The sequence below is a fragment of the Pseudomonas baltica genome, assembly GCF_031880315.1.
Classification (GTDB): domain Bacteria; phylum Pseudomonadota; class Gammaproteobacteria; order Pseudomonadales; family Pseudomonadaceae; genus Aquipseudomonas.
Map to the genome: position 1 here is coordinate 2481867 of NZ_CP134771.1, position 17262 is coordinate 2499128.

General features: G+C 59.0%; 20 protein-coding genes and 1 pseudogene. 5 read left to right on the forward strand and 16 right to left on the reverse strand.

All coding sequences use genetic code 11. From position 1 onward, the window contains the following. Positions 1–73: 73 nt before the first annotated feature. Together REH34_RS10920 and REH34_RS10925 are read left to right on the forward strand one after the other, a co-directional pair. The gene (locus REH34_RS10920) at positions 74–667 is read left to right on the forward strand and encodes a phosphoheptose isomerase (protein WP_226502919.1); all 594 of its coding nucleotides are present in this window, start codon (positions 74–76) and stop codon (positions 665–667) included. Next, positions 664–1242, forward strand: a complete 579-nt coding sequence (locus REH34_RS10925; RefSeq protein WP_311971643.1) for a BON domain-containing protein — start codon at positions 664–666, stop codon at positions 1240–1242. The genes REH34_RS10920 and REH34_RS10925 overlap by 4 nt, the downstream gene beginning before the upstream one ends. 67 nt (positions 1243–1309) lie before the next feature. Here the strand turns inward: REH34_RS10925 and REH34_RS10930 are convergent, their stop codons facing one another. The 7 genes from REH34_RS10930 to rplM all read right to left on the reverse strand — a co-directional run bounded on the left by REH34_RS10930 (position 1310) and on the right by rplM (position 5979). Next, complete coding sequence (locus tag REH34_RS10930; RefSeq protein WP_226502917.1) at positions 1310–1741, reverse strand: ClpXP protease specificity-enhancing factor; 432 nt, start codon at positions 1739–1741, stop codon at positions 1310–1312. A 17-nt stretch (positions 1742–1758) separates the two neighbouring features. Next, positions 1759–2376 (reverse strand): glutathione S-transferase N-terminal domain-containing protein, encoded by a 618-nt coding sequence (locus REH34_RS10935; protein WP_226502916.1) that lies wholly within the window; start codon positions 2374–2376, stop codon positions 1759–1761. A gap of 188 nt (positions 2377–2564) precedes the next feature. Then, positions 2565–3212 carry a cytochrome c1 gene (locus tag REH34_RS10940; protein ID WP_409373320.1) on the reverse strand — a complete coding sequence of 216 codons (648 nt, stop codon included), beginning with the start codon at positions 3210–3212 and terminating at the stop codon, positions 2565–2567. A 2-nt stretch (positions 3213–3214) separates the two neighbouring features. Further along, positions 3215–4423, reverse strand: a complete 1209-nt coding sequence (locus tag REH34_RS10945; protein ID WP_311971644.1) for a cytochrome bc complex cytochrome b subunit — start codon at positions 4421–4423, stop codon at positions 3215–3217. Beyond that, entirely contained in the window at positions 4423–5016 is a 594-nt protein-coding gene (gene petA, locus REH34_RS10950; RefSeq protein ID WP_311972073.1) for a ubiquinol-cytochrome c reductase iron-sulfur subunit, read from the reverse strand. Before petA ends, REH34_RS10945 begins: the two co-directional genes overlap by 1 nt. 127 nt (positions 5017–5143) lie before the next feature. Then, positions 5144–5536: a 30S ribosomal protein S9 gene (rpsI, locus tag REH34_RS10955; protein ID WP_226502914.1), complete on the reverse strand. Its 393-nt coding sequence runs from the start codon at positions 5534–5536 to the stop codon at positions 5144–5146. Between the two features lie 14 nt (positions 5537–5550). Continuing rightward, positions 5551–5979, reverse strand: a complete 429-nt coding sequence (gene rplM / locus REH34_RS10960; protein ID WP_226502913.1) for a 50S ribosomal protein L13 — start codon at positions 5977–5979, stop codon at positions 5551–5553. A 356-nt stretch (positions 5980–6335) separates the two neighbouring features. Here rplM and REH34_RS10965 point away from each other — a divergent pair, with 356 nt between their 5' ends. Next, positions 6336–7355 (forward strand): GlxA family transcriptional regulator, encoded by a 1020-nt coding sequence (locus tag REH34_RS10965; RefSeq protein WP_311971645.1) that lies wholly within the window; start codon positions 6336–6338, stop codon positions 7353–7355. Between the two features lie 183 nt (positions 7356–7538). Here the strand turns inward: REH34_RS10965 and zapE are convergent, their stop codons facing one another. From zapE to REH34_RS10980, 3 genes are all read right to left on the reverse strand, one after another. Further along, a complete protein-coding gene (gene zapE / locus REH34_RS10970) occupies positions 7539–8633 on the reverse strand; it encodes a cell division protein ZapE (RefSeq protein WP_226502911.1) in 1095 nt (364 codons plus the stop codon). Between the two features lie 85 nt (positions 8634–8718). After that, positions 8719–10074: a tryptophan--tRNA ligase gene (locus REH34_RS10975; RefSeq protein ID WP_226502910.1), complete on the reverse strand. Its 1356-nt coding sequence runs from the start codon at positions 10072–10074 to the stop codon at positions 8719–8721. Positions 10075–10099: 25 nt separating this feature from the next. Beyond that, the gene (locus REH34_RS10980) at positions 10100–10735 is read right to left on the reverse strand and encodes a thioesterase domain-containing protein (RefSeq protein ID WP_311971646.1); all 636 of its coding nucleotides are present in this window, start codon (positions 10733–10735) and stop codon (positions 10100–10102) included. A gap of 139 nt (positions 10736–10874) precedes the next feature. On the opposite strand from REH34_RS10980, the gene REH34_RS10985 reads away from it, so the two are divergent. Then, the gene (locus REH34_RS10985) at positions 10875–11312 is read left to right on the forward strand and encodes a YhcB family protein (RefSeq protein WP_226502908.1); all 438 of its coding nucleotides are present in this window, start codon (positions 10875–10877) and stop codon (positions 11310–11312) included. Positions 11313–11442: 130 nt separating this feature from the next. On the opposite strand, the gene REH34_RS10990 is transcribed toward REH34_RS10985, so the two are convergent. Next, the gene (locus REH34_RS10990) at positions 11443–11607 is read right to left on the reverse strand and encodes a hypothetical protein (RefSeq protein ID WP_311971647.1); all 165 of its coding nucleotides are present in this window, start codon (positions 11605–11607) and stop codon (positions 11443–11445) included. A gap of 138 nt (positions 11608–11745) precedes the next feature. Here REH34_RS10990 and REH34_RS30185 point away from each other — a divergent pair. Next, positions 11746–11859: pseudogene (locus REH34_RS30185) on the forward strand (DUF3077 domain-containing protein); the annotation flags it as partial. A 49-nt stretch (positions 11860–11908) separates the two neighbouring features. Here REH34_RS30185 and REH34_RS10995 read toward each other — a convergent pair. The 5 genes from REH34_RS10995 to cysD form a co-directional block, all read right to left on the reverse strand. Beyond that, positions 11909–12301 (reverse strand): hypothetical protein, encoded by a 393-nt coding sequence (locus REH34_RS10995; protein ID WP_311971648.1) that lies wholly within the window; start codon positions 12299–12301, stop codon positions 11909–11911. Then, positions 12285–13256 carry a hypothetical protein gene (locus tag REH34_RS11000; protein WP_311971649.1) on the reverse strand — a complete coding sequence of 324 codons (972 nt, stop codon included), beginning with the start codon at positions 13254–13256 and terminating at the stop codon, positions 12285–12287. Before REH34_RS11000 ends, REH34_RS10995 begins: the two co-directional genes overlap by 17 nt. Before the next feature lie 11 nt (positions 13257–13267). Next, complete coding sequence (locus tag REH34_RS11005) at positions 13268–13756, reverse strand: type VI secretion system tube protein Hcp (protein ID WP_311971650.1); 489 nt, start codon at positions 13754–13756, stop codon at positions 13268–13270. Positions 13757–14311: 555 nt separating this feature from the next. After that, on the reverse strand, positions 14312–16210 hold the full coding sequence (gene cysN, locus REH34_RS11010) for a sulfate adenylyltransferase subunit CysN (protein ID WP_311971651.1): 1899 nt from the start codon (positions 16208–16210) through the stop codon (positions 14312–14314). A gap of 13 nt (positions 16211–16223) precedes the next feature. Next, positions 16224–17141 (reverse strand): sulfate adenylyltransferase subunit CysD, encoded by a 918-nt coding sequence (cysD, locus tag REH34_RS11015; protein ID WP_226502904.1) that lies wholly within the window; start codon positions 17139–17141, stop codon positions 16224–16226. Positions 17142–17262 lie beyond the last annotated feature (121 nt).

The window sequence follows — 17262 nt, forward strand, 5'->3', positions numbered from 1 at the left end:
ACATTCATGTGCCGGGCAGCATTCGAGACCACTCGAAACTCCCCGACCAGCCGCCCTACTTAAGGTCTCATTGATGGACATGCAATCCCGAATTCGCCAGCTTTTTCAGGCTAGTATCGATACCAAGCAACAGGCGATGGAAGTCCTTGCACCGTACATCGAACAAGCCAGTCAGGTCATGGTCAACACCCTGCTCAGCGACGGCAAGATGCTGTCTTGCGGCAACGGCGGCTCGGCCGGCGACGCCCAGCACTTTTCCTCCGAATTGCTCAATCGCTTCGAGCGCGAGCGCCCCAGCCTGCCGGCGATCGCACTGACCACCGACAGCTCGACGATCACCTCGATCGCCAACGATTACAGCTACAACGAAATCTTTTCCAAGCAGATCCGCGCACTCGGCCAGCCAGGCGATGTTCTGCTGGCAATCTCCACCAGCGGTAATTCGGCGAACATCATTCAAGCCATCCAGGCGGCACATGATCGTGAAATGATTGTCGTAGCCTTGACCGGTCGCGATGGCGGCGGCATGGCATCGCTGCTGCTGCCCGAAGACGTCGAAATCCGAGTACCTGCTACCGTCACCGCGCGTATCCAGGAAGTCCACCTGCTGGCGATCCACTGCCTCTGCGATCTGATCGACAGCCAATTGTTCGGGAGTGAAGAATGACCCCTAATCGCCTTGGCCTCATGGCCCTGACCCTGTGCCTGGCCCTGTCGGGCTGCAGCTCGGTAATTACCGCTACCCGCGACAAACCCATCGACGACGACCGCGGCACGCGCACTTTCGGCAGCAAGATCGACGACTCGCTGATCGAAACCAAAGTGAAGGTCAACGTCGCCAAGGCCAGCCCTGACCTGGACCAGAACTCTCACATCGTGGTGACCAGCTACAACGGCGTCGTACTGCTGGCCGGGCAAACCCCGCGCGCCGACCTCAAGGCTGCCGCCGAACAGGCGGCCGGCCAAGTGCAACGCGTGAAAACCGTGCACAACGAGCTGCAGGTCCTTGAGCCCTCCTCCCTTCTTGCGCGCAACAATGACGCCTGGCTGACCACCAAGATCAAGACGCAAATGCTCACCGATGCCAGCGTTCCGGGCTCGCGCATCAAGGTCGTCACCGAGAACGGCATCGTTTATCTGCTCGGCCTCGTCACTCAACAGGAAGGCGCCCAGGCCACCAACCTGGTGCAAAGCGTTTCCGGCGTGCAAAAGATCGTCAAGTTGTTCGAATACATCAACTGACGGCCCAGCAGCGCACAAAAAAAGGCGACCTCGTGAGGTCGCCTTTTTTATTCAAGCCAAATGATCGTTACTTGACCACTTTCAAGCTCGGCCGGCCGGTGGGGCGAGGTGGCTGGCCATCAGGCGGAGGCACGTCGTCATCGGAGTCGACCACTTCAGCAAAGTCGACTTCTTCCTCATCAACATCCGGCGCTTCCAGGTCGAACACCATGCCTTGGCCGTTCTCGCGAGCGTAGATTCCGAGAATGGCGCCAATAGGCACGAACAGACTGTGCGGAACACCGCCAAAGCGTCCCTCGAAGCTCACTGCATCGTTATCCATATGCAGATGGCGCACGGCACTGGGCGATACGTTCAAGACAATCTGGCCATCGCTGGCGAAGCCCTGAGGGACCTGCACCTCAGCGAAATCGGCATTGACCAGCATGTGGGGGGTGCAATCGTTATCCACGATCCACTCGTAGAGCGCTCGCACAAGATAGGGACGACTGGAGTTCATCATGGCTCCTTGAAAACTTAACGCATTTCACGTTCGGCGGCTGAGAGACTTGCCTGGAAAGCCTCTCGGGCGAATTGGCGATCCATGTAATCGAGCAGTGGCTTGGCCGGCCGCGGCAGCTCGATCCCCAGGATGGGCAGGCGCCAAAGTATGGGTAATAGACAGCAATCTACAAGACTTTGCTCATCACTCAAGAAAAACGGCTTGTCCGCAAACAGCGGAGAAACCCCGGTAAGGCTCTCGCGCAGCTCCTTTCGCGGCTGCACTCGGGCGTTTTCCTTGCTGCGCGGGTCAAGGATGGTATCGACCAGGCCACACCAATCGCGCTGGATACGGTGCATCAGCAGCCGGCTGTTGGCGCGAGCGACAGGATAAACGGGCAGTAACGGTGGATGCGGATAGCGCTCGTCGAGATATTCCATGACGACTGTCGACTCGTACAGCGCCAGGTCTCGATCGATCAGCGTCGGCACACTGGCGTAGGGATTCACTTCGATCAACTTGGCAGGCTGACGCCCGGCCACGACATCGATGATCTCGGCGCTGACACCCTTCTCGGCCAGCACAATGCGCACTCGGTGAGAATAGTGGTCGGCGGGGTCGGAGTAACAGGCCAACCGATTGGTCACGCCCATGGCGGTCCTCCTCGCGTATAAAAATAATGGATCTGCAAATACGAACGCGCCCCCAGCCGGCCCCAGCATGATTCGGATCAATCGCCGGCGAAGGCAGCAAAACGCTGCACACCGTGCGGCCGATCCATGAGTCATCGCACGGAGACGCCCAAGGGCGCGCGCAACAGGGGCTGAATATTACAGTAATTTCAACGCACATCCTTCCAGTATTCGCGCTTGAGCAGGAAAGCGAAGCCCAGCAGCACCAGAAGATATGACAGAACGTAAATACCAATCCGCTGGCTCTGCAGTTTGACCGGATCGGCGGAGTAAGCCAGGAAGGTCACCAGATTCTTGACCTTGGCATCGAACTGCGCAGGCGGCAGTCTCACTTGCAGAGGCTCCAGCACATTGGGCATGCCGACGTCGTGCAGCACGTGGTTGTTCACTCCCCAGGGTCGGGTCGCATCGGGATAGAACCCGCGCAGGTAGCCGTACAGCCAGTCATTGCCGCGCACCCGCGCGACCAGAGTCAGATCCGGCGGCGCGGCGCCGAACCAGTGCTTGCCATCGCTCGCCCGCAGGCTGCTGGCCATGGGATCGCCAATCTTGGCACCGGTGAACACCAGCTCTTTGAGCATCTGATCATGCGAGAGACCCAAATCATCGGCCACCCGCTCGTAGCGCTGGAATTTCGCACCATGGCAGCCCATGCAGTAGCTGGCGAACGTGCGCGCGCCATCCTGCAACGCGGACCTGTCCGCCAGGTCGATATCGACCCGCTCCAGTGGCGCCTCCTGGGCGATGACAACCGCCGGGCACAGCCACATCAGGCATGACAGCAATAGGGCCTTGATCATCAGGTCACTCGCTCAGGCACGGGCCGAGTGCGTTCCCGACAGGTATAGAACGGCATCGTCAGGAAGTAGGCGAAGTACACCAGGGTGCAGATTCGCGACAGCAGCGTACCCAGCGGCGTCGGCGCCTGCGCACCCAGCGCTCCCAACACCACGAACGCCACACAGAACAACGCCAGCGCCACGCGACTGATCCAACCCTTGTAACGCATCGACTTGACCGGACTGCGATCCAGCCACGGCAGCACGAACAGCACGGCGATCGCCCCTGCCATGGCGATTACCCCCAGCAACTTGTCGGGAACGGCGCGCAGGATGGCGTAGAACGGCGTGAAGTACCATACCGGGGCAATATGCTCCGGGGTCTTGAAGGCATTCGCCTGCTCGAAGTTGGCCCCCTCAAGGAAGTAGCCGCCCATCTGCGGAAAGAAAAACACCACCGAGCAGAACACCAGCAGGAAAATAGCCACGCCCAGCAGGTCCTTGATCGTGTAATACGGATGGAAAGGAATCCCGTCGAGCGGGCGCCCTGCCTCGTCCTTGTACCGTTTGATATCGATGCCGTCCGGGTTGTTGGACCCGACATGGTGCAAGGCCAGGATATGCAGCACCACCAGGCCCGCAATCACGATCGGCAGGGCTATCACGTGCAGCGCGAAGAAGCGATTGAGGGTGATGCCCGACACCAGGTAATCCCCGCGAATCCACTGGGTCAGCTCGCCGCCGATCAGCGGAATGGCGCCGAACAGGGAGATGATCACCTGCGCCCCCCAATAGGACATCTGTCCCCAAGGCAGCAGGTAGCCCATGAACGCCTCGGCCATGAGCGCCAGATAGATCAGCATGCCGAAGATCCACACCAGCTCTCGGGGCTTCTGATAGGAGCCGTAAAGCAAGCCGCGGAACATGTGCAGGTAGATCACGATAAAAAATGCCGAGGCCCCGGTCGAGTGTAGATAGCGCAGGATCCAACCGTAGGGCACATCGCGCATGATGTATTCGATCGAGGCAAAGGCACCCTCGGCCGTTGGGGTGTAATTCATCGTCAGCCAGATGCCGGTGAACACCTGATTGACCAGTACCAGCAACGCCAGGGAACCGAAGATGTAAAAGAAATTCAGATTCTTCGGCACGTAATACTGCGTCAGGTGCTCGCGAATCATCTTGGTGACCGGCAGGCGCGCATCCACCCAGTCCATCAACTTGCCCATCAGGCGTGCTCCTGATCGATACCGATGACGATGATGTCAGCGGACTCATAGGCGTGCGGCGGCACCGGCAGATTCAGCGGTGCGGGCTGCGACTTGAAAACCCGCCCAGCCAGATCGTAGCGCGAGCCATGGCAGGGGCAGTAATACCCTCCCAACCAATCCGCCCCCAGATCGACTGGAGCGACCTGTGGTCGAAAGGTCGGCGAACAGCCCAGATGCGTGCAAATGCCGACCACCAGCAGAATTTCGGGCTTGATAGAGCGCAGGCGATGATCGACGTAATCCGGCTGCACCGAGTCCTCGGACTGGGGATCGGCCAGTTGCGGCGTGACCTTGCCGAGATCGGCCAGAATCGCCTCGCTGCGACGCAACACGAACACCGGCTGACCGCGCCACTCGACAACCATCTGCTGGCCGGGCTCGAGCTTGGCGATACTGATCCGCACCGGCGCGCCCGCAGCCTTGGCTCGCGCACCCGGCGACCAGGAACCGACAAAAGGCACCGCCGCGCCGACCGCCCCCACCGCTCCTACCACCGAAGTAGCGGCCACCAGAAAGCGGCGCCGACCTGGATTGATGCCATCGCCGTCCATCGAGCCCTCTGCTGTCAATTGCGCGCCTGCGTCATCACACATCTTCTCGTTCCATAAGACGAAAAAAAACCCGGCTCGTTTAGGAACCGGGTTCTTTTGGGCTCGAAAGCCAGTACCAGAAAGCGAATTAACGCTTGGAGTACTGTGGACGCTTACGTGCTTTACGCAGACCGACTTTCTTACGTTCAACTTCACGAGCATCGCGAGTCACGAAGCCAGCTTTGCGCAGAGCGCCACGCAGGGTTTCGTCGTACTGCATCAGAGCGCGAGTGATACCGTGGCGGATCGCACCGGCCTGACCGCTGACACCACCACCGATAACGGTGACGTAGATGTCGAACTTGGCGGTGGTCTCGGTCAGTTCCAGCGGCTGACGAACTACCATGCGGGCAGTCTCGCGGCCGAAGAAATTGTCCAGCGAACGGTTGTTGATGGAGATGTTACCGGTCCCCGGACGCAGAAAAACGCGTGCGGTTGCGGTCTTGCGACGGCCAGTGCCGTAATTTTGAGTCGCCGACATAGGTAACTATTCTCTTAAAACTTCAGTTCTTGGGGCTGCTGAGCAGTATGAGGGTGTACAGTGCCCGCATAGACTTTCAGCTTACGATACATGTCGCGACCCAGCGGGTTCTTAGGCAGCATGCCTTTGACTGCGGTCTCGAGCACGCGCTCAGGAGCTTTGGCGATCAACTTTTCGAAGTTGATCGACTTGATCCCGCCCGGAAAACCGGAGTGAGAGTAGTAGATCTTGTCGGTGGTTTTGGCACCGGTCACACGTACCTGCTCAGCGTTGATGACGACGATGTAATCACCGGTGTCAACGTGCGGAGTGTATTCTGGCTTGTGCTTGCCACGCAGGCGGCTCGCGATTTCGGTAGCCAAACGACCCAGGGTCTGGCCAGCGGCGTCGACGACGAACCAGTCGCGCTGAACTGTTTCTGGTTTAGCAGTAAAAGTTTTCATTCTTTATAGCCTCAGGGGCCGCCCAACAAAATAGACGGCGGATCTTACTGAATAGTGCGTACTTTGACAAGTCAAAGGCAGCCGGATACAGACGCTATCGGGGGCTCGGGTCAGCGCGTCCGTTCAACGGCAAGATTCTTCGGCGGCGGCGCATCACTTCCACTGCAGAAAGAGCGGGCTAATTATCCAGATTGACGGGGAAATTTCAAGCAGCTTTTTCAAAAGGCTTCAGGTTTCGCTGCGTATCCTGCCATGGCTGGACAGCCGCGCGGAAAAATAAGACGATCCAGCCGTGATCTGACCGCTATCCCCTTTCAGCGGCCCCCTATAAAAATTCGAACAAGAACAAGATACCCATGACCACAACGCCCCCTGCCCCCTCGCCGCGCAGGATCCACATCCTGGTTATCGACAAGGTGTTCGCCACCACCGCGATGCAGGCCAAGGATCTGTTTCACCTGGCCGACCTGCGCCATGGTCGCTTGCCGGAGTCGCCGTCCGCCCTGCCATCGCCGCCCAGCATCCCGCGCTTGGAAACCCGCCTGGTCAGCCCCGACGGCCTCCCGGCCTGCACCTTCAGCGGTGTGGTGCTGCCGGTCGATGGCGGCCTGGAAGACGCCGACGTGATCATCCTGCCGGCCTTTGGCGGCGATTTCGCCACCCTGCAGGCGCGCTACCCGCAAATACTGCCTTGGCTACGCGCCCAGCATGCACGGGGCGCCATCCTGTGCGCCGAGGCCAGCGGCGTGTACTGGCTCGCCGAGGCCGGGCTGCTGAATGGCAAGGAAGCCACCACGTACTGGCGGTTTTTCGATGACTTCGCCGAGCGCTACCCGCTGGTGACGCTGAACCGCGACAAACACCTGACCGATAGCGACTCGCTGTACTGCGCGGCGGGCTCGACGTCGTCCTGCGATCTGTACGTGTACTTGATCGAGCGTTTCTGCAGCGTAGCCGTGGCTCAAGCGGTGTCGCGGGAGATTCTGTTCGAGGTGCAGCGAAACTATTCACCCGGCAGACTCGGGTTCGGCGGACAGAAGCTGCATCACGACCCGACGATCCTCGGCATCCAGCAGTGGCTGGAGGTGCATTTCGCCGAGAAATTCCGCTTCGAGGATGTGGCGCGCGAGCATGGCATGAGCATCCGCAACTTCATGCGCCGCTTTCATACCGCCACGGGAGACAAGCCGCTGCATTATCTGCAGCGGCTGCGTATCGAGACCGCCAAAGGCCTGCTGTCGGCGACGCGGGAGAGTATCAAGACGATCAGCTACGAAGTGGGCTATGACGATGCCAGCTTTTTCGCCCGACTGTTTCGCCACCACACGCAGCTGTCGCCGAATCAGTATCGGCAGCAGTTCATGCAGGAGTCCTAGGCGTTTGCGAGGGCCTCTTCGCGGGCAAGCCCGGCTCCCACAGTGCAAACCTGGCCTGAGCCGTACACCTGTGGGAGCACAGCTTGCTGGCGAAGGGGCCGGCACGGTTTGCGCAAGACCATAGAATCTCCCACAAGTTACGTATCGCCCTGCGGGAGCGGGCTTGCGCGTTCGGCAGCGAAGTCAGGGCTTGTGCGCGCGAGTCAGGAACTCGTGGGACTGCATCTCCAGCAACCGGCTCAGGGTGCGCTGAAACTCGAAGTTCAGGCGCCCACCGGTATACAGGTCCTTGAGCTCCACTTCGGCGGAAATGATCAGCTTGACGTTACGGTCGTAGAACTCGTCGACCATGTTGATGAATCGGCGCGCGATATCATCGATGGTCACGCTCATCTGTTCTACGTCGCTGAGCAGCACGGTGTTGAAGATCTTGCCCAGCTCGATGTAGTCATTCTGGCTGCGCGGGCCATCGCAGAGCTCGCGAAACTGAAACCAGGCCACGTCCTCGCAGGTACGCAGCGCCTTGATCTCGCGGTTCTCGATCATCAGCGGGTCGTTTTCCTTGACCTTGGTGCTGTTGTTGGTCAACGCCTTGAAGCTGTCGCGCATGCTTTTTTCGGCCGCTTCATTGAGCGGGGAATGGAACAGCTCAGCCTGCTCGAGGTGGCGCAGACGATAATCGACGCCGCTGTCGACGTTGACTACTTCGGTGAACTGCTTGATCAGCGCGATGGCCGGCAGGAAGCGCGCGCGCTGCAGGCCGTCCTTGTACAGACCATCAGGCACGATGTTGGAGGTCGCCACCAGGGTCACGCCGTTCTTGAACAGCTCTTCCATCAGGGTGCCCAGGATCATGGCGTCGGTGATGTCAGACACGAAGAACTCGTCGAAGCAGATTACCCGCGCCTCATCGGAAAAGCGCTTGGCGATCACCGTCAGCGGGTTTTTCTGGTCCTTGAGGGTGCGCATTTCTTCGTGCACGCGCTTCATGAAGCGGTGAAAGTGCGTGCGCACCTTCTGCTCGAACGGCAGCGCGTCGAAAAAGGTATCCACCAGATACGTCTTGCCGCGGCCGACACCGCCCCAGAAATACAGGCCGGTCACCGGTACCTGCTCTTTCTTGCCGAACAGCTTGCTCAACATGCCCGGCTTGCTGTGCTGCGCGGCCACCAGATCGTCGTATAGACGCTGCAGGTGGCGCACGGCGTTCTCCTGGGAGGCATCGTGGAAGAAGTCGGGGCGCTTGAGGTCGGCTTGATATCGTTCTAGAGGCGTCATATTCGTCAGCAAGGCAACAAAAACGGGTCGCCACTGTAGCGGCGCCCCTGATGAATGGCAATGGACAGTGCGACAGGCTGTCGCATCAGTCCGTTTGAGGCTGCAGCGCCTGACGCAGAGCCTCTACGGCCAGCTCGCGCGCAGCGCTGTCGGCAAACTGCGGTCCGTCGGCCACGCAGGCACCGTCGAGCCACAAGGTGAAACCGTTATCGGCATCAACGCGGATATCCAGCTCGCCGCCTTGCTGCAGTTGTTTGCTGACGCCCCCTGCGGCCTTGCCATCGGCAAAGCTGCGCGACAGCAGCAGTTGCTCGCCATCGGCGGCCAATAGGCGGAAGCGGAAGCTGCCGTCGTCTTCACGGAAGCTCACAAAGCGCGCCGCCTTGCTGGCCTTTTTCTTGCCAGCGGCAGCGACTTGCACTTGCTCGCGGAACGAGCGCAGGCCCACCGCTTCGCGCAGTTGACCGAGGAACGGCGTCGCTACCTTGCGCGCCTTGGCGGCGCCAGCCTGGAGGATGTCCTCAAGGTCGGCCGGGCGCTCGATCAAGGTCGCGTATTTATCCCGCGCTTCACTCAGATCGGCGTCGAGCAAGGTGAACAGGCGGTTCTTGGCCTCGCCCCAGCCCAGGCCCTGCAGGAGGTCGGCGCGAAATTCGGCTGCCTGCTCAGGTGTGGCGAAGGCTTCGAACAGGGTGAACAGGTGCGAGTTGTCAGGGTCCTTGGCCTCACCCGGCAAGCGCGAATCGGTGACGATCCGCGAGATGGCCTCTTTCATGTCCTTGGGGCTGCTGAACAACGGAATGGTGTTGTCGTAGCTCTTGGACATCTTGCGACCGTCGAGGCCCGGCAAGGTGGCGACGCTCTCCTCGATCAGCGCTTCAGGCATGACGAAGAATTCCTTGCCCTGGCCGAACAGGTGATTGAAGCGCTGGCCGATGTCGCGAGCCATTTCGACGTGCTGGATCTGGTCGCGACCGACGGGCACCTTGTGCGCGTTGAACATCAGGATGTCCGCTGCCATCAGAATCGGGTAGCTGTACAGGCCCATGGTGATGCCGGCGTCCGGGTCTTCGCCGGTCTCGACGTTCTTGTCCACCGAGGCTTTATAGGCGTGCGCGCGGTTGAGCAAGCCCTTGGCCGCGACGCACGTCAGCAGCCAGGTCAGCTCGGGGATCTCGGGAATATCGGACTGCCGATAGAAGGTGACTCGATCCACGTCCAGCCCCGCCGCCAGCCAGGTCGCGGCGATTTCCAGGCGCGAGCGCTGAATGCGCAATGGCTCATCGCATTTGATCAGGGCGTGGTAGTCGGCCAGAAAGTAGAACGAATCGGCATCGCTCTGGCGGCTGGCAACGATAGCCGGGCGGATGGCGCCGGCGTAGTTGCCCAGGTGCGGGGTCCCGGTGGTGGTGATACCGGTGAGGATACGAGTGGTGGTCATGTCGGGTCGCTTAGTCAGGCTGCAGTCAGTTCGAAAGGCGGGGTACGACCAGATCCTTGAGATCGGTCAGCTTGCCATGAAAAAAGTGTCCGCATTCTGCCACTTTCAGCAGCTCATGGGGACGGTCCAGCGCATAGGACCAGTCGTATACCAACTGCGGCTCGACCACTTCGTCGGTTTCTGGCTGGATGACCGTGATGGGGCAATGTTGTGGCAGCGGATGCTCGGGCTTGAGGCGCATCACCGCCGGGGCCACCATGAACAAGTGTTTCAAGGCGCTTCCCCGGGCCTCCAGGCGCCCGCCGAGGCTGGCGGCCACAAAGCCCCCAAAGGAGAAGCCGAACAGCGTCAGCGGCAGCTCAGGGTGCTGGGCCTGCAGCCAGGTGGCCGCCGCCAGGGCGTCATCGACTTCGCCGCTGCCCATGTCGTGGCTGCCGGCGCTGGCACCCGTGCCGCGATAATTGAAACGCAACGTCACAAGACCCGCATCCCGCGCAGTGCGCTGCAGCGTCGACACGACCTTGTTGAGCATATTGCCGCCCTGCACCGGGTTAGGATGACAGATCAACGCTACGCCGGTGGCATCGGGGGTATCGAGGTACAGCGCTTCCAGTTGGCCCAGCGGACCATCAAGCATCAAAGGGGTTTCGCGGGTGAGCAAGGATGAACTCCGTGACCTCTGATAGGGTCGACTCGTCTAGCTGAAAGATCCTGTCTGACATATTTGCCATCGTAATGCAGTGTACAGTGCAGGTCCGAGCCGTTAACGTAAAGCAAAGCCGTTTATAGAGGAAGGACTCGTGGAACACTCGCTCTTAGTTTGGTTGTTGCCTACCCTGGCCCTGGTGGTCGGTGTGGTCGCCGGTTTCCTGATCGCCCGCCTCGCGCCCAACGCCGCGCCTAGCAGCACGCAGCGTCAGCTGGACGAAATTCAGGAACGTTTCGATAACTACCAGCACGAGGTGGTCACCCACTTCAACAGCACCGCCATCCTGGTCAAGAAGCTCACTCAGAGCTACCAGGAGGTTCAAGATCACCTCGCCGAGGGCGCCAACAGCCTGGCCCTCGACGAACTGACCCGCCAGCGCCTGCTGGCCTCGCTGCACTCCGAAGCGCCAATCGGCCCTCGCGAGCGCCTGACCCCGCCACAAGGCGCCGAGCCGCCGCTCGACTACGCGCCAAAAGCGCCCAACTCGCCGGGGATGCTGGATGAGCAGTATGGGTTGAAGCGCAAGTAACGCTTCGCTCAAAAAACGACGGAGCCTGCGGGCTCCGTTTTTTATGGCTGGCGTATATCACCCTTGCTCAGTTCAACTAGTGCTACCTCATAGCGCGCCACGAATCGAAACAGATCCGTTCCCAGCACCATCAGCAACTCTCTGAGCTGAACCAGAGTTCGACATCACTCATGAACGACTGCGGACGACCTAACGCTTCGGTGCATTGCGCCTGGGTCAGACCTGCCTCGACCCGGTACGCCTTGAGCAGCGCCACGTAGACCTCGTATTCCCGAGAGTAGATAGCTTTAGTCATGACCTGTCCCGGCGCTGGTGAAGCCAAGCACGCTATATCCACTTTTCAGATATCTGAAAGTCAGATACAGCTCAATTCTGCTCACTTCACCGACAGACGGACAGACCTAATGAATAATAAAAAGACTCGACACTTGGCATTCAACACGGCGGCGCCAAAGAACCCAATCTTTTCAGCGTCAACCCGGGGCTTGATGCGACGGATGCACTCCAGCAGGCGTCATCGCTCCTGCGTTGCGCATCGGCGATCAGCGCACCTGCGGAGCCGCCGTACGCTCCCACTGTACCTCCAGCTCACTGGATCAGGCCAATTGACCATCAAACCATAAATAAAGATAAAGGGCTGTGGCCGCCATTACTCCCGCAATGCCAAACATATAGGTGCCTAACACTAGGCGGCGCAGGGATTTTGGCACCAGTAAAAGTTCACGAGCATCAACATCCCCCCTTTTAATAAAAAAGGCAGGCATCAAAAACAATAAGCTAACCAAAGTCAGACGATGAAACCTAGACACCCACCCAGTACCTGCAAGCATTGTCTTGACCGGCACCACCCAAGTAGCAGAGGTGATAAAACTCTCTATTCTATCAAGCTTCGAATGCATTATATAGAATATGAGCCCTGTATAAATCATAGCAATAACAACAACTACTAGAATCGAGACAAGGGTAATAATTTCAGTCCAGTTGAGCACGGTACAACTCCTGACCAGCTTTCTCCCCGAAGGCGCCGCCCGCAAGGCCTCCGACATAACCTCCAATAGCCGCCCCTGCGATAACGCAAAAAAATGCACCAGCTCCGCCAGTCAGCACTCCCAGTCCAAGGCAGATCGCAGCACCTGCGGAGCCGCCGTACGCTCCTATCATGGAACTGAGCCAAACACCCCCTAATAACTTCCCACCTTCCACGTATTTAGCTTCAATACATTCCTCCTCACGCCCGATTGAGCAAGCCTTTTGAATAGCCAAACCGCTGGCAGCGACATTCAAAGCAACCCCGATATAACCACCGGCCTTGATATATGATGCTGCTTTCGACACCTTCGCCATCCTGTCCGCGTACCCGGTGATTTCTCCGTGCCGCAGATAGCTGTTCGTCGAAACCCCGAGCATATTTCTGATCCCATGAGTGTTCCTCAGTCCTGACCCTGTCCCAGCAAATCCCTTCAGCTGCCTGTCCAGCAGATCGAACATCACCCGCCGCCGGGTGATGAACTCATTCCGAGACAGGATCGAGTTTTTACCGAGCGATTCTTGGTACAGCATTTCGATCCTGGCCAGCGTTTGCTGGATATCATCCAGGCGTTTGCCCCACGCACCGCTAGCGGTGCTGATGCCCAACGATGTATGCCCAAGCATGGCGCTGATCATTTCGAAGTTGCTGTGAATGAACCCATCTCCCCCGCCGCTGAGCATCAGCGCGCGGTGCACTTCGCTTGCTTTGGTCATCAGGAAGGCTTCATGACTGGTGCAAGACCGCGTCGATCCATCGCCAAGAATAATCAGCTCGCCGGGCATGACCACGATGTTTCGGACATGGGCGTTGAGTGTGTCGAACTTGCTGGCCGCGTTCGGGCCTAGGTCCAGCGAGCGTTTGATCGTCTCATAAGGCTGGGGCCGAGGATTGACGAAGCTGTATTGGCTGGACATAGGCCCGCTCCTCAAGCGTACTGTTTATTGGCGATTTGATCCCAGCCAGCGGCTACATTGCCGGCCTCGCCGCCATCGCTACGACGTTGCTGCGTGTAGGTTGTCTTGATTCGGCCGTAGTTGAATTGGATGGACTCGAGCGGAATCCCATCCTGCGCTATCTGTGTGTAACTGGAGATAATGACTTCCTCCAGCACTATCTCGAAGTACTTGAGCTTCTCCCCACCGGCACGGTGAACAGCAATTGTCACCTCTTTGATATGCTTACCGGCACAACTTTCGCCGAACAGCTTGACGCTAGCGAAATCCAACCGTTTACTGACGTGAAAATCAGCGAGCTGGGTACGACCTGAGGTTGCACCCCCGGCGCTGGTGGCCGTGAGGGTAGTCGGCTGCGTGTTCCCGAAGCTGTATCCGGTGATTTCAATCCACTCTTTATGATCGCTGTCTTTTGCTTCGCCGGCAATGCCGTCGATTTTCATGAATGCATCCAGTGCCATTACTGGTAGCTCCTTTTTTGTTGTCGAGACAAGAGGAAGGCACCATACGCCGCGTGTTAACGCGTATTCAAGCTGGAGTTTTATATTGATTCACGAGCCTCGGACAATGGTAATTAGCCATGGAGACCATACAGATTGGCAGAAAGTAACATGATATATCTGAATATCTTGAAACATAATTGGCGCACCACCGGAAACCCTAGCCACGCTAATCTTTACATGAGCGACAGAGCAAACTTATCCACAGCCAGTTATGAACGAATTCCAATACAGATGAACGATCCACCGTTACATTTCCATTCAATTCTCAGGCACAAAGCCTCATACCGAGCCACAAATTGAATCAGCTCCGTCCCTCACACGTCGAGCAGCACTCTGAGCCGCACCAGATCGAGCCGCCGCGACCCGCGCTCGACGTCGCTCATGAACGAATGCGGACGACCTAGCGCCTCGGTGCATTGTGCTTGAGTCAACCCAGCCTGGATGAGACACGTCTTGAGCAGCCCCTTAAACGACAAAACCCCGCAGCGGCGAGGTTTTGTGTGACGGGCTAGATCAGATAGCCCCACGCGAACGCAGCAACTCCAGCACCTGCTTCACCCCCTCCTCCACCGACGCACTCTGGGTATCCACCACCAGATCAGCATTCAACGGCACATCGTACGGGAAGGACTCACCCGGGATGTTGTCGCCATCGGCCGCGTACAGGCCCTGTGGATCACGCTGACGGCATACCAGCGGCGAAGCCTGCACATACACCGTGATCAAGCGCTCGGTGCCGATCAGGGTCTTCGCTTGCTCGCGACCTTCGGCCGACGGTGCGACGAAGGCTGCCAGGGTCAACAGGCCCGCTTCGTTGAACTGGCGCGCCACATGCGCGGCACGCCGCCAGTTCTCGGTGCGACCGATGCGATCCTGGGGCAGGCCCTTGTTGAGGTCGTGGCGCAGGTTCTGGCCATCCAGTACGTAGACCGCACGGCCCATGTCGAACAGCTTGCGCTCGACCGCATAGGCCAAGGTGCTCTTGCCGGCGCCCGAGAGGCCGGTGAACAGCACGGTAGCGGGCTGCTGGCCGAAACGCTGGGCGCGCTCTTCAGTGGCGACGTGGGCGAGCTTGCCGTGATGGCCGCCACCCTGGACGACCACGGGCGGCGCGATGATCATGCCGGCGCCGACGGTGCCGTTGGTCAAGCGATCGATGACGATGAAGGCGCCTGTGGTGCGGTTGCTTTCATAGCCGTCCAAGGCGATGGCGGCATCCAGCGCGACCTTGACCTTGCCGATCTCGTTGAGGTTGAGAGAGCTCGCGGCGCCCTCTTCCAGGGTGTTGACGTCGACGCGGTGGACGATGCTGGCGATCGAGCCTGGCACATAGCTGGTCGCGCGCTTGATGTCGTATTTCTTGCCCGGCAGCATCGGCTCTTCGGCCATCCACACCAGCATGGCGTCGAACTGGTCGGTCACCGGCGGCACGTTATCGGCGTGCACCAGCAGATCGCCACGGGAGATGTCGATCTCGTCTTCCATGGTCAGGGTCACGGCCTGGCCTGGGCCGGCATGCTCCAGCTCACCTTCGTAGGTGACGATGGATTTGACGCGGCTGCTCTTGCCCGATGGCAGCACCACGACTTCGTCGCCCTTGTGCACGATGCCGCTGGCCAAGGTGCCGGCGAAACCGCGGAAGTTCAGGTTCGGGCGGTTGACGTACTGCACCGGGAAGCGCAGGTCGGTCATGTTGCGATCGGTCGAAACGTCAACGGTCTCGAGGATTTCCATCAGGGTCTGACCGGTGTACCACGGCGATTGCTCGCTGTGATTCACCACGTTGTCGCCCTTGAGCGCCGACATCGGCACGAAGGCCAAGGTAGTCGGATTGAGGTTGATGGCCTCGGCGAACTTCAGATAATCAGCCTTGATCGACTCGAACACGCCCTCGTCAAAACCCTTGAGGTCCATCTTGTTGATGGCGACCACGATGTGTTTGATGCCCAGCAACGAGGCGATGTAGCTGTGTCGGCGGGTCTGGGTCTGCACGCCATAGCGAGCGTCGACCAGAATGATCGCCAGGTCACAGGTAGACGCACCGGTGGCCATATTGCGGGTGTACTGCTCGTGGCCCGGAGTGTCGGCAATGATGAACTTGCGCTTGGCCGTGGAGAAGTAGCGATAGGCGACATCGATGGTGATGCCCTGCTCGCGCTCGGCCTGCAGGCCATCGACCAGCAGTGCGAGGTCGATATCATCGCCGGTGGTACCGGACTTTTTCGAGTCGCGGGTGATGGCTTCCAGGTGATCTTCGTAGATCATCTTGGAGTCGTGCAGCAGGCGCCCGATCAGGGTGCTCTTGCCGTCATCGACGTTGCCGCAGGTCAGGAAACGCAACAGTTCCTTGCGCTCGTGCTGGGCCAGGTAAGCGAGGATGTCCTCGCTGATCAATTCTGATTGGTGCGACATGGTCTGACCCTACTTAGAAATAGCCTTGACGTTTCTTGTCTTCCATCGAGCCTGCGCCATCGTGGTCGATGACCCGGCCCTGGCGCTCGGAAGTTCGCGTCAGGAGCATTTCCTGAATGATGTCCGTGAGGGTTTCGGCCTCGGACTCCACTGCGCCCGTCAACGGGTAGCAGCCAAGCGTACGGAAACGCACTTTCTTTTTGACGATACGGGACTTTTCTTCCTCGCTAAGGTGCTCGAGGATGCGATCGTCGTCGATCATGATGAGGGTGCCGTTCTTCTCGATGACTTCACGCTCCGCGGCGAAATACAGCGGCACGATCGGGATACCTTCGAGGTAGATGTACTGCCAGATGTCCAGCTCGGTCCAGTTCGACAACGGGAACACGCGAATGGATTCGCCCTTGTTGACCTTGCCGTTGTAGACGTTCCACAGCTCAGGACGCTGGTTTTTCGGGTCCCAGCGGTGCTTGCTGTCGCGGAACGAATACACGCGCTCTTTGGCGCGGGACTTTTCTTCGTCGCGGCGTGCGCCACCGAAGGCGGCATCGAAGCCGTACTTGTCCAGCGCCTGCTTGAGGCCCTGGGTCTTCATGATGTCCGTGTGCTTGGAGCTACCGTGGGTGAACGGGTTGATGTCCTGGGCGACGCCGTCAGGATTGATGTGCACCAACAGGTCCAGGCCCATTTCTTCAACCATGCGGTCGCGAAACTGGTACATCTCCTTGAATTTCCACCGGGTATCGACATGCATCACCGGGAACGGCAGCTTGCCCGGGAAGAACGCCTTGCGCGCCAGATGCAGCATGACGGCGGAGTCCTTGCCGATCGAATACAGCATCACCGGGTTATCGAATTCGGCGGCCACTTCACGAATGATGTGGATACTTTCCGCCTCCAACTGTTTCAGGTGCGTCAGTTTGTCGACCATGGTTACTCACGGATACATTCTTTATGGACGGCCCACGGGCCGTGTTCGAGCCGCGCACTTTAACATGGGGGCCGTTTCTATGAAAAAAGCCGACTAGACGCAAAGGTTATAAGGTTATACC